Source organism: Brachyspira sp., assembly GCF_050873525.1.
Lineage (GTDB): Bacteria > Spirochaetota > Brachyspiria > Brachyspirales > Brachyspiraceae > Brachyspira.
The window spans coordinates 1-12,080 of sequence record NZ_JBNMIZ010000069.1 but is presented as its reverse complement, the minus strand read 5'-3'; the positions used below and the strand labels follow the sequence as shown (position 1 = coordinate 12,080).

The window sequence follows — 12,080 nt, the reverse complement described above, 5'->3', positions numbered from 1 at the left end:
TGTCAGAAGAATTGCCGAATAAGACTTCGACAGTTCAAGAATTCTGTTTTCCATATGACGTGCAATATAACTCATAAACACCTCCGTAATGGGTAAATTGCGGCTGATTTTAATTCTGATACTATTATAGCCGAAAAAATCGATTTTGTCAATAGAATTTCGGCAGGTTTTAAGAAATTATATAAATCAATTATTTTCTGTCGAGTAGGTAAAAATTATTTAAAAAATTAAATTATAATCCACATTCTTTTTTTAATCTTTCTAAATATTCATTTTCTAAACCGCTTCTTCTCAAATAAACGGGGTGATATATTCTAAATGAATTTTTAGGCAAAGCTTCATGTTCTACTCTTGCGAATTGTCTAATATGATAATTTTCAACGGTTTTAAATTCTACGCCTTTTAATTGATTTTTTATACAATTATCATAATTAGGTCCCGTTAAAAATAGAACAATATCGGGATTAATTATTTTTATCTCTTCTTCCAATATGTTAAATTCGTTATCAATTATACTTTGAGCTTTTTCGTTTAACGGTTTTTTAGAAGATGTTTCAAAAGAAAATTCTATTAAATTAACCCAAGCAAGATACGATTTTTTAGAATATTTTTCATTGTCGCAATCGTTTATAGATTCGCAAAAACTATACGGAAAACTAAAAAACGGCGCGTTATCGTAAAATCTATTACTTTGAAATTCTAAAGTAAATAGCATAGATTTTTTTGCTTCGGTTTCATAACCCCAGCCATTATTTTCCTGTCCTACTATGAGAATTTTATATTTCATTTTCTCATAATTAGGAGGAACGCAGGGAAGATGCAAAACTGCCCATTCTTCCTCTTCTTGCAAAGCGTTATAAACTTTATCTACCGCCTCCTGTTTCGATTCAAATAGTTTTAAAAGTTTTTGATTTACTTCGCTATTTTCGAAGTATTCTAATTGTTGTTCTTCAGTCATAATTAATTTTCTCCTTTTGACTTATATTTTAATTTTATCTTTTATAGCGTCTTTTACTTTGGCGATGTTTACCGTTTCCGTTTTTGGAAGTCCATTAATGGAATCTCTTCCTCTTATATCCATAGTCTTCGATATATCGCCTTTGAATGCGTCTCCGATATTTATTTTAATTTCTTCCGCAGTTTTTTCTCCTATATGAATATTATGCTCTCTCAACATATACTTTATTATGGCATCGTCAATTTCCGTATTTTCAATAATATTTTTTAATATATCCAATTCCGACATATAATCTCCTTTGTTTTTTAATTATTAGGTAGGTAAAAATTATTTATTTCTACCTACCGTTTCCGTTTAACTTTACTTATAAAGCTGGGGAATGTCTTTTATCTGCCCCATCTGGATGTCTCACACATCTGTTAAAAGTTAAATCAGCTAGAGTTCTAAATTTTTGCCCACAATATTTACAAGTATATTCAGATTTTTCTCCACCCTCGTAAAGCTTGTGTTTACCTTTACCTGAACCCGCTGGATGTCTTGAGCAAACGTTAGAAGTTAAATCAGATACAGTTCTAAATTTTTGCCCACAGTATTCGCAATAAAAATTTTCTGACATTTTTTACTCCTTGTCAATTAATTTAATTTTATTTATATTATAACATACAACCAGTATCACTCACCGATACTCATGTATGATAAATACCAAAAAAACGGAATTTTTTTATAAATTCTTGAAAAATGTATAAAAAACTCAAATAATTTAATAATTTTTTGATGCAAAAATTCTTTATATAAGCGATTAAATGACTTTCCAAACGATTTGAAAATATTTTTAAGATTAAATTTTTTAATATCAATAAAATTGTTTTTCGATTTTTCGCAGTTGAAATTACAAACAAAAAAGAATTTGAATAAGTTTTTAATGAATAAATAGAATAATATTTTATAATTAGTAAGTAAACATAAACTTGAAAAAAGTTTAAAGTGAAGCGCTCGGCTCGGCTCGGCTCGCGCGAATTTGTTTTATAATATTTTTATTTGACTTAATCATAGTGAAAATTATACAACATTTTAAAAAATTGTCAACAGTTTAAAATAAAAAATTCTAAAAAAATTTAATCATTGTAATTTTACTTTTTAATCGTCATTGCGAAACTCTGCTGAGACTAAAGTCCGCCTTCGGCGAGCAATCCACTATTAATAAAGCTAAATTTTAAAATCAAATTCTATTATTTTGGATTACTTCGCTACCGCTCGTAATGACAATTATTTTTTGCACAGTCATTACGAGGCTATTTATAGCCGAAGTAATCCAAAGTTAAAGAAATTTATACAAAATTGATTGCCACGCTAAAGTTCGCAATGACACAAATTTATAATCAAAAAATAATCATAACATATTTATCGGGTCTATATCTATTTCTATATAATTTCCTTTTTGAGCCATAAAATTATTAGAAAGTTTTTCAAAAAATTCTTTTAATAAGGAATGTGACGCAGTTTTTATTAAAATATTCCATCTATAATATTTATTTAATTTACTCATCATGCAAGGAGTCGCTCCCAATATTTCAAGTTTATCTTTATATTGATAGGTTAATGTTCTGACTAAATCGGCTATCGTATTCGCGTCGCTTTCCACTTTTTTTTCATTCTCCCCTCTTATAACGAGTCTAACGAGTCTTGAAAAAGGCGGATAATTAAGAGGCGATTTTCTTTTTATTATTTCGCTGTTATAGAAAGAAATATAATCATGATTTTTTGCGCATTCTATACTATAATGATTCGGCGAGTAAGTTTGTATATAAACTATTCCTTTTTTTTCTCCTCTCCCGCTTCTTCCCGCGACTTGAGTTATCAAATTAAAAGTTCTTTCCGAGCTTCTGAAATCTGGTATATGAAGAGACATATCTGCAAAAAGCACTCCGACTAAAGTGACATTTGGAAAATCAAGTCCTTTCGCTATCATTTGAGTTCCGACTAATATATCTATCTCTCCGTCTGAAAATCTTTTAAATATTTTTTCGTAATTTTTTGTCCCGCCAACCGTGTCTTGGTCAACTCTCTCTATTACCGCGTTTGGAAAAAGTATATTTAAATGTTCTTCCACTTTTTCCGTCCCGCTTCCGATTCTTTCAAAATGTCCTATTCTACATTCTCCGCAAATCTCTTCCAAAAATTGAGTGTATCCGCAATAATGACACATAACGGTATTTTTCTTTTTATGATATGTTAGCGAAACGGAACAATTCGGACATTCCAAAACTTTACCGCAATGCGAACAACTCACTACGGGCGCATAACCTTTTCTATTCAAAAACAATATTATCTGTTCTTTCAATTCCAATTTTTTATTTATTTCTTCGACTAATTTTTGAGTTATCATTGGAAATACTTCCGATTTTTTTTCTTTTTTCAAATCGAGTATTTTCACTTCGGGCATATTTACCAAAGACGCTCTTTTAGTCAAAGTCAAAAGTTCTATTTTTCCGTTTTGAGAATGGTGAAAACTTTCAATAGACGGAGTCGCACTTCCCAATAGTAAAGTCGCGTTTTCTTTTTCTTTTCTATAAAATGCAATTTGCCTCGCATGATATCGCGGCGTTTCGTTCGATTTATAACTCGTTTCATGCTCTTCGTCTATCACTATTATTCCCAAATTATTTGTGGGGGAAAATATTGCGCTCCTCGCTCCGATAACTATTTTTATTTCATTTTTTTTAATCATTTGCCAATATCTATATTTTGAAGTTGGCGATAATTTGCTGTGTAAAACGGCTATTTTTCCTTCGAATCTTTCAGCAAATCTTTTTATCGTCTGCGGAGTCAACGATATTTCTGGAAGTATGACTATCGCCTGCTTTCCCATATCGACTACTTTTTTAATCGCTTGCAAATATATTTCGGTTTTTCCGCTTCCCGTTACTCCATGAAGTAAAAAAGTTTTAGCTTTTTTTGATTCTATACTTTCGGATATTTTTTTTAAAACATTTTCCTGTTCTTCGTTTAATTGTAAATATGGTTTTTGTTTTGCTGGAATTGGTTTCGCTTTTTTTTCAATTTTCGCGGGATTTCCTGCTGGAAGCGATGCAAATAAAGATTCGCCAAAAGAAGAATGATAATATTTGCTCATCCATTTTGCAAGTTCAAATTCTTTATCCGCGCATATAGGCTCAATATCTATTCTTGCTTTTATTGGATAAATTTTGAAATTGCCTTCTGATTTTTCAATTTCTTCTATTACTATGCCTTTAATATTTCTATTTTTTACAGGAGCAATTATTCTGCATCCGACTAAACTGTCTTTTATTTCATCGGGCTTTTTATAAGTAAGAATTTTATCAAACGGGAGATTAAAAACTACTTTAACAAACATTACATTTTTTCACGGCGTCTTTTATCTTCGTATTTAGACATACAATTTACGCATCTTAAAGTATAAGGTATTGCGGTTAATCTATCATCGCTAATTTCTTCTTTGCAGTCGATACATTTTCCGTAAGAACCGTCTTCAATTCTTTTAAGGGCGTTATTTAAAGCTTCCAATTTATCTTTATCTTTTTGAGAAGAGTTAACCAAACTTTGCTTTTCGTAAGTCTGAAAAGCTATATCCGCCATATCGCCATGAGCTTCTTGTTTTAGCGCTTCGTAAGTTTCGTTTCCGCTCAACAATTCGTCTAATGTTTTTCTTTTTTCTTCAAGTATCAAATCTTTAAATTTTTTCAATTTTTTAGCGTTCATACAAAAACCTTTATAAAACCTTATTTATAAAATTTTAAAAAATTTTAAACAAAAACTTTAATCTCAACTCGTAAAATATGTTAACAAAATTTTATCGTTTGGAGAATTGGAAAAGTTTTCTCGCTCCAGACCTTCCGTATTTTTTTCTTTCAACTTCTCTCGAATCTCTCGTAATAAAACCGTTTCTTTTCAAAGCGATTCTAAAATCCTGATTTTCCGCTATTAAAGCTTTCGCTATCCCATGTCTAACCGCGTCTGCTTGAGCGCTTACTCCTCCGCCTCGAACATTCGCAAACACATCGTATTTTCCAAAATTTCCAGTTATTCTTAAAGCGTCTTCCACAACTTTTATTAAAGCCGCCCTATTGCAAAAATATTCCGTATAATTTTTACCGTTTATTAAAATTTTGCCGCTTCCTAAAGCGATGCGAGTTCTTGCATTAGCAGTTTTTCTTTTTCCAGTAAAAATGTTTAATTGTTTTGCAGCCATTATTTATTCTCCTATTTTTTATTAATTTATTTTATTACTTTTTAATTTATTATTTTATATTTATTATTTCAGGTTTATTAGCTTCATGCGGATGTTTATCTCCAGCGTAAACTTTCAATTTTTTCAAATGAAGTCTTCCCAAAGGATTATGTGAAAGCATGCCTTTAACCGCTATTCTAACCATTCTTTCTGGATTTTTTTCCAATAATTCGCCGTAGCTAACGGATTTTATTCCGCCGGGATAACCCGTATGTCTGTAATGAATTTTTCCTCTCTTTTTATTTCCCGTCAATACTATATCTTTCGCGTTAATTATAATGACATAATCTCCGTTATCCAAATTATAAGCGTAATCGGTTTTATGTTTTCCTTTAAGCAAAAAAGCCGCTCTGCTTGCCACTCTTCCCAAAGATTTTCCTTTAGCGTCTATTATAAGCCAATTCTGTTTAATGTCCTTTTGAGAGAGAACATAAGTATTGTTTTTAGTTTTCAAAATTTTCTTATCCATAAAAATATCCTTCAATAAAATAATTTCTAAATATACATAATTAAAATTCTATCCTATCTATACTTAACTATGCTTAATGAATGAATTATTTTACCATAAATTGATTATAAAGTCAAATTTTTAATACAAATATTTAACTAAAAAAAATTAAAACTACATAATAAAAATGCATTTAAAAACCTTGAAAAATTTTATATAAATGATATAATTCTTAAATTATTTTAATAACAATTTTAGAATATAATTAAAAAATTAAGGATAAGGTAAAAATTATGAACGCGTTGGTAACTTTAGGAATAGTTGTTTATTCTATAATATGCATACTTTTGATTTTATTAATCATAATACAAGGCGGAAAAGCGGAAGGATTATTTTCAAGCGCTCAAGCGAATGTATTGGGAAGCCAAAGAGGAGACGCTTTAACGAAAGCTACAAAAGTTTTATCCGCCGTTTTTGTTCTCGGAGCTTTATTAATTTCAATGGCGATAAGCACTCAAAAAACGGCTTTTGAAAATGTATCCGATACTCCATCGAGAGATTTAAATGCCAATATTCCTGTAAATAACGATGAAGAAAGGAGAGCGCTGGAAGAAAATTTGGGCGAAAATATTACTGTAGATACCGTTCCCGAAGGTTTTGTATTAAGACTCGGAGATATTTTATTTAATACCGATTCTTATGTTTTAAGAGACGAAGCTAAAGAAACTATAGACAGAATCATAAACGCGATTAATAGAAGTTATTCGGGCAGAGAAATAGTAATTCAAGGACATACGGACAATGTTGGAGAATCCGAATATAATCAAACATTATCCGAAAATCGCGCTAAATCGGTCGCGGATTATATTTCGCCTAAACTTCAATCTAATAACATATCTTACAGCGGATACGGAGACAAAAATCCAATATCTCCAAACGATACGGCGGAAGGCAGAAGAAGAAATAGAAGAGTGGATATAATAATCAAATTAAGATAAATTACTTTTTTAATCTGCTTATATTTATATTGTTCGTCCAGATTAAATTGTCGTCCAAATTTAAAACAATTTCAAGTTTATTTGCGTTATTCCAGTGATTTTTTTCAAATTGAATTTTAAAACCTATTCTCTGTCCGCTTGGAAAAGAAATATTATAAAAATTATCGTTTCCGTTAAATACTAATTTTTTATTTTTATATAACGAATAATTGACTTTCAAATTTTTTATATTAATTTCGTTCGTATATTTCAAATTTTTCACTTCAATTGTAGGAATAACCGTTTCTTCCGCTTGGTAAAAATCTATATTATTTATTTTAACTTCCAAAGGACTATTTCCGACTCTCAAAGACGCAAAAAAAGGAATATTATCCAAAAATCCGCTTCTTGTCATAAAAAATATAATCACAAAAAAAGAAAGAAAAGCGCCGTAAAAAAACATAAACTTTTTTTTAGAAAAAATGCTTGGCTTTACTTTAAGCGGTTCTCTGTAAACCCTTCGTTCTCTTTTATTATAAAATTCCAATTCTGGCTTTTTAGGGTCGTAAACTTCTCTTGGCAATTTTAAATCCTTTAATATTTTCTAATGTTTCTTTAATATTTTGCTTGCGTAAAAAGTCAAATCTTTCGGCTGAACAGAATCGTTTCCAAATTTCTTTGCCGCATATTCAAAACTTTTTGCTTGAATCGTTAGAGCCAATTTTGACGCTTGAATAATATCTAATTTTCTTGCAAGAAACGAGCCTAAAAATCCCGCCAAAACATCGCCCATTCCCGCTTTTCCCATTGAAACTGTCGGATTATAATTTATAAATATTTGATTATCTTTCATAAAAAAACTTATAGCGTCTTTCAATATAATAGAGGATTTAGTTTTTTCTCTGAATACTGAAAGCGCGTTATAAGGATTTTCCAAAACTTCTATATGATTTATTTCAATTAATTTTTCAAATTCGTAAATATGAGGAGTCAATATAAAATTTTCGGATAATTCTTCCAAAGTATTTTGAAACATTAAATATAAAGCGTCCGCATCGACAACAGCAGGAATATTGATTTGTTTTAATATAGAATTAATAAAAACTTCCGTAGAAATATCCCGCCCGATACCCGAACCTATTATACAGGCATCGCTTTTATTTATATCGTTTGCTAGCCAAATATCGCTTTCCATAAAATATTTTTGATTTTCTTCACCCACTCCGATAATAATCACTTCGGGCATTTGAGATATTATTATATTTTTTATAGTTTTTTCAATTCCTTTTGGAACATAAAGCCTTATATAACCGACTCCGCTCCTGTAAGCCGCATTAACCGATAAAACCGCCGCTCCTATATAATCCAAACTTCCCGCGACTATTGCAAGATTTCCCTGCTCTCTTTTACTGAAAAAAGCGCTTCTTTTTATATTTATTTCTTCGTTATAATTTATTAATAATGCTTTATACTCCGAATTGTCAAGTATTTCTTTTGGGAATATTGATTTTATAACAAATAATTTTCCGATATATTCTCTCGTTTTGTTTAAAAAGAAAATATCTTTTGCAAAACATACGGTATAAGTTTCATGCGCTTTAAAACATGTATTTATATTGTCATAATCGTTTATTTTCGACTGCAAGCCCGAAGGCATATCAATCGCTATTCTTATGATATTTAAAGAATTCAATTTATCTATAAGCAATTTTTCTATTCCGCCTAAAGCTCTGTTTCCTCCCGTGCCGAATAAAGAATCTATGGCAATATCGCCTTCTTCAATATTTTCTACCGCCTCGAATACTTTATCCTCGCCCGCCAAATAAACAACTTCGACATTCATGTCTTTTAAAATATTAAAATTGATGTAAGTATCTTTATTAACTCTATCTATATTTCCCGTTATATGAACTTTTGTATTATAGCCGTTTTTTATTAAATATCTCGCTATTGCAAGTCCGTCTCCTCCGTTTCCGCCGACTGACGAAAATATATGAACGGTTTTATCATATAAAGTTTTTCTATGCCTTTTAATTAGCAAATAAAATATCTCGCTTGCGACATGCTCCATAAGAAGAATCGAAGGAATTTTTTCTATAGTTTTTTTATCTATATTTATTACTTCTTCTATACTTACGACTTTCACTTTGAATTTTCCTATAATATTTATTTTTAATATTTATTTTTAATATTTATTTTATAACCGCCATAAATGACGAAACGATATTTCCGTTCAATTTTTTATATTTTAAAAACTGTGAAGAAAAACTTCCAATGCCGCCGTTGTTTGCCAATACATTCGAATAAGCGTTATCTGGAATAATATTAGAATTAGTCATAAAGACATTTTTATCATAATAGTAAGATAATTTTAAAGTCCATAAAGCATGTTCGTTTTTTTTAGCGCCGATAAAATCGGGATACAATAATAAAAACGATTTCGACAAAGTATTATAAAAATATTTAATATCTTCAATAGACAAATCGGTTGAAGTATCTTCTTTTTTATTTTTATTACTAACTGTTTGAATCTTTTTTTGAATATTTTTATAACGAATCGAACTTCCTTTTTTAATAATCGCGTCCACTTTATATGTTTTATTATAAGCGTATATTAAAACCCAGTATGTAAAATCGTTATATAATTCTTTAGCTATATCCCAGTAATGCATATCGGAGTTTAATTTATAAGTCAATAATTCTGTCGATTCTATATTGTCAAAATATTCATTAACTATATTTTCCAGTTTGTTATTTCCTATATCGTAAGTTAAATTTTTATTCGCGTTAGGATAGGTTATAAAAAATATCGTAATAAAAGCGACAATCACTATAAGCGCCGCAACCAAAATCGGAGTCATCCCAACTTTTTTATTAGCCGTTTTTTTTGCGGGTTTTACTTTATAAACGAATTTTTTAGGTTTGTCATTCGCTACGGGTTTTACAGGTTTCGCTGGTTTTTTGGCTTTTTTATTTTCAAATAATTCTTTTTCAAAATTATTTACATCCAATAATTCCGAAGCGGTATATTCCTGCATCGATTTATATTTTTCTTTTTTACCTCCAAAAATATTTCTATTTAAATATAATTCGTCCAGTTCTTTAGATATTTCCTCTATAATTTTTTTTATATTGTATCTTTTGTCGACAACATAAAGCAGTATTTCATCTGGTTCAAATTTTATATATCCATCATGATAAAAGAAAGTTCCGAAACATTCTATATATACTTTTTCGCCGTTATCTACCGCATGCCTTATAGCTTCGAGTATCGTTTCATAAATTTCTTTTTTACTTTCGCTTTCCGCTATATCTTTTATCGATTCGTCAAAACCTATATCCGCGCTTTTGAAAACTAATTTGCAATTATTATCGACATAAATAAATCCCAAATCGTATATATGAAAGACTTTGCTGTCTATAATCGATAAAATGATTTTTTTGAATAACTGATTTACCAAATCTATAACTTCCGTTTTGCTCTTTTTAAATCTGTTTGAAAGTCTCCTCGTCAAAAAAGTGGAAGTTATTTTATTTACTCTATCATGCATTTCTTCAATAGAATAATTTAAACTGTCGGAACAATCAAAATGAACATATCCGTCTTTATAAGAAAAAGTTCCAAAATCTTCTATATATATCGTCTCGCCGTTGTCTATAAGATGCCTCATAGTTTCAAATATCGTTTCGTAATAGGCGGTTCTTCCCAAATATTTCATCGTGATAGTTTCCAAAGAAGCGTCAAAAGCAATATCCGCGTTTCTAAAAATTAGTTTGGAATCTTTTGTATAAATAAATCCCAAATCATACATATAGAATACTTTTCCATCGATTACAAGCGAAGCTATTTCAGAAAATATATATTTTATAGAATCGTTAATTTCTTTTTCCGATATTTTGAATCTGTTTGAAAGTCTTTCAATTAAGATATTATTACTAAACATTGCTACCCCTTAACTTTTAGAATTAGATTTAAAATTAACATAATAAAAACCTAATTCTATAATAAATTAGGTTTTTATTTATAATTTATAGATACTCTTTTAGCCATTCTTTTAACTGGCTTTCGTTTTTCATGCCTTCGGCTCTTTTAACAACCTCTCCGTTTTTGAATACCATCAATGTTGGAATCGATTGAACTTCGTATTTCATTGCAATCTCTTGCGCTTCGTCCACATTAACGGCGGCGAAATTCATTTTATCCGAATGCTCGTCCGCAAATTTATGCAATACTGGAGTTTGCATTTTACAAGGACCGCACCATTCGGCAAAGAAGTCTATCAAAGTAGCCTTATCTTCGGCAACCGACTTATCAAAAGTCTCGGCATTTAATTGTGATACTGACATAATTGTTCATCCCTATTTTATAATTTGTTATAGTCTAACTTATTTTTTAATAAAAGTCAACATAATTTTTTAAATAATTTTTCTTTTTTAATTATAAATAAAGTATAGATAATTTTGAATTAAAATATTGACTAAAAAATAAATCTATGTTATCATAGAAAAACTTGTTTTGAAAAACTAATGTTTGGAGAGCTGCCCGAGAGGCCGAAGGGAACAGTTTGCTAAACTGTCGTAGGAATTTTCCTACCGAGGGTTCGAATCCCTCGCTCTCCGCATCAAATTAAATCTAACGAATCGGATTAAAAATGAAAAAAATAATAATATTCTTAATGATAATTATTCCTATGGTTTATGCGCAAGATAACAATAACAATAGCGATAATATAAATACCAACGAAACTAATACAAATTTTTTTAATATTCCTGCCGAAAACGAAAATAATACGAATAACGAACCCGCGATACTTGAAGATATAAGAAATATTGAAAATAGAGCGACAGTCAGCAATACGGGGATGTTTATAAGAGCGATTATAGGATTTATATTGACATTAGCGGGAATATATTTGGTTTTTATCTATCTTAAAAATAGAACAAAAAAAATATCTGGCTCGAACGAAATTATTAGAATACTCGCCACAACCGCAGTCGCCGCAAATCGATATATTTCGATTATAGAAATAGCGGACGAAATGTATTTGATTTCAATATCGGACCATAATATAAATTTGCTTGAAAAAATAGAAAATAAAGAAATTAAAGACCAAATAAGAATGATGTATATAAACTCGAAAGAAAACGCGGTTGAAGACAGTTTTAAAAATATTTTGAATCAAACTTTATCAATATTCAGACAGCCGAAAATGAAAGAAAAAGACGCTTTGCAATCAACGAAAGAAATTAGAGAGAGATTAAGAAATTTAAATTCGGATAGTTTGAATAATAATGAAGAAAATAAAGATAGGCAATAATTTTTTTATTTAAACGCTTGACAAAAAAATTAAATCGTCTATAATCTACAAGTCAATTAAAAAATATTTAAATTAATTGTTGACAAAATTTTTAAACATTGTATAATAT

At 29.7% G+C, this 12,080-nt stretch carries 13 protein-coding genes, 1 tRNA gene and 1 pseudogene; 4 read left to right on the top strand and 11 right to left on the bottom strand.

The genetic code is table 11. The features are described 5' to 3' along the window. Nucleotides 1-232: 232 nt before the first annotated feature. The 7 genes from ACR0QS_RS06300 to rplM form a co-directional block, all read right to left on the bottom strand. Nucleotides 233-958 carry a hypothetical protein gene (locus ACR0QS_RS06300; RefSeq protein WP_432632589.1) on the bottom strand — a complete coding sequence of 242 codons (726 nt, stop codon included), beginning with the start codon at nucleotides 956-958 and terminating at the stop codon, nucleotides 233-235. Nucleotides 959-979: 21 nt separating this feature from the next. Next, nucleotides 980-1,246 carry a rod shape-determining protein gene (locus ACR0QS_RS06295; RefSeq protein ID WP_432632588.1) on the bottom strand — a complete coding sequence of 89 codons (267 nt, stop codon included), beginning with the start codon at nucleotides 1,244-1,246 and terminating at the stop codon, nucleotides 980-982. A 76-nt stretch (nucleotides 1,247-1,322) separates the two neighbouring features. Next, nucleotides 1,323-1,574: a C2H2-type zinc finger protein gene (locus ACR0QS_RS06290; RefSeq protein ID WP_432632587.1), complete on the bottom strand. Its 252-nt coding sequence runs from the start codon at nucleotides 1,572-1,574 to the stop codon at nucleotides 1,323-1,325. 774 nt (nucleotides 1,575-2,348) lie between these two features. Continuing rightward, entirely contained in the window at nucleotides 2,349-4,334 is a 1,986-nt protein-coding gene (gene priA / locus ACR0QS_RS06285; protein ID WP_432632586.1) for a replication restart helicase PriA, read from the bottom strand. After that, nucleotides 4,334-4,699: a TraR/DksA family transcriptional regulator gene (locus tag ACR0QS_RS06280; protein ID WP_432632585.1), complete on the bottom strand. Its 366-nt coding sequence runs from the start codon at nucleotides 4,697-4,699 to the stop codon at nucleotides 4,334-4,336. Before ACR0QS_RS06280 ends, priA begins: the two co-directional genes overlap by 1 nt. A gap of 91 nt (nucleotides 4,700-4,790) precedes the next feature. Further along, nucleotides 4,791-5,189: a 30S ribosomal protein S9 gene (gene rpsI, locus ACR0QS_RS06275; RefSeq protein ID WP_432632584.1), complete on the bottom strand. Its 399-nt coding sequence runs from the start codon at nucleotides 5,187-5,189 to the stop codon at nucleotides 4,791-4,793. A 49-nt stretch (nucleotides 5,190-5,238) separates the two neighbouring features. Next, nucleotides 5,239-5,697, bottom strand: coding sequence for a 50S ribosomal protein L13 (gene rplM / locus ACR0QS_RS06270; RefSeq protein WP_432632583.1), 459 nt, complete (start codon nucleotides 5,695-5,697; stop codon nucleotides 5,239-5,241). Between the two features lie 272 nt (nucleotides 5,698-5,969). On the opposite strand from rplM, the pseudogene secG reads away from it, so the two are divergent. Continuing rightward, nucleotides 5,970-6,230 (top strand): annotated as a pseudogene (secG, locus tag ACR0QS_RS06265) (preprotein translocase subunit SecG); the annotation flags it as partial. Between the two features lie 63 nt (nucleotides 6,231-6,293). After that, on the top strand, nucleotides 6,294-6,674 hold the full coding sequence (locus ACR0QS_RS06260) for an OmpA family protein (protein ID WP_432632590.1): 381 nt from the start codon (nucleotides 6,294-6,296) through the stop codon (nucleotides 6,672-6,674). A gap of 1 nt (nucleotide 6,675) precedes the next feature. On the opposite strand, the gene ACR0QS_RS06255 is transcribed toward ACR0QS_RS06260, so the two are convergent. From ACR0QS_RS06255 to trxA, 4 genes are all read right to left on the bottom strand, one after another. Continuing rightward, nucleotides 6,676-7,236, bottom strand: a complete 561-nt coding sequence (locus ACR0QS_RS06255) for a hypothetical protein (RefSeq protein WP_432632582.1) — start codon at nucleotides 7,234-7,236, stop codon at nucleotides 6,676-6,678. 21 nt (nucleotides 7,237-7,257) lie between these two features. Further along, nucleotides 7,258-8,799 carry an NAD(P)H-hydrate dehydratase gene (locus ACR0QS_RS06250; protein ID WP_432632581.1) on the bottom strand — a complete coding sequence of 514 codons (1,542 nt, stop codon included), beginning with the start codon at nucleotides 8,797-8,799 and terminating at the stop codon, nucleotides 7,258-7,260. A 46-nt stretch (nucleotides 8,800-8,845) separates the two neighbouring features. Then, nucleotides 8,846-10,597, bottom strand: coding sequence for a hypothetical protein (locus ACR0QS_RS06245; protein WP_432632580.1), 1,752 nt, complete (start codon nucleotides 10,595-10,597; stop codon nucleotides 8,846-8,848). An 85-nt stretch (nucleotides 10,598-10,682) separates the two neighbouring features. Next, complete coding sequence (gene trxA / locus ACR0QS_RS06240) at nucleotides 10,683-11,000, bottom strand: thioredoxin (RefSeq protein ID WP_432632579.1); 318 nt, start codon at nucleotides 10,998-11,000, stop codon at nucleotides 10,683-10,685. 186 nt (nucleotides 11,001-11,186) lie between these two features. Here trxA and ACR0QS_RS06235 point away from each other — a divergent pair. Further along, nucleotides 11,187-11,273: transfer RNA gene (locus ACR0QS_RS06235), tRNA-Ser, on the top strand. A gap of 32 nt (nucleotides 11,274-11,305) precedes the next feature. After that, nucleotides 11,306-11,971, top strand: a complete 666-nt coding sequence (locus tag ACR0QS_RS06230; RefSeq protein ID WP_432632578.1) for a FliO/MopB family protein — start codon at nucleotides 11,306-11,308, stop codon at nucleotides 11,969-11,971. Nucleotides 11,972-12,080: the final 109 nt, after the last annotated feature.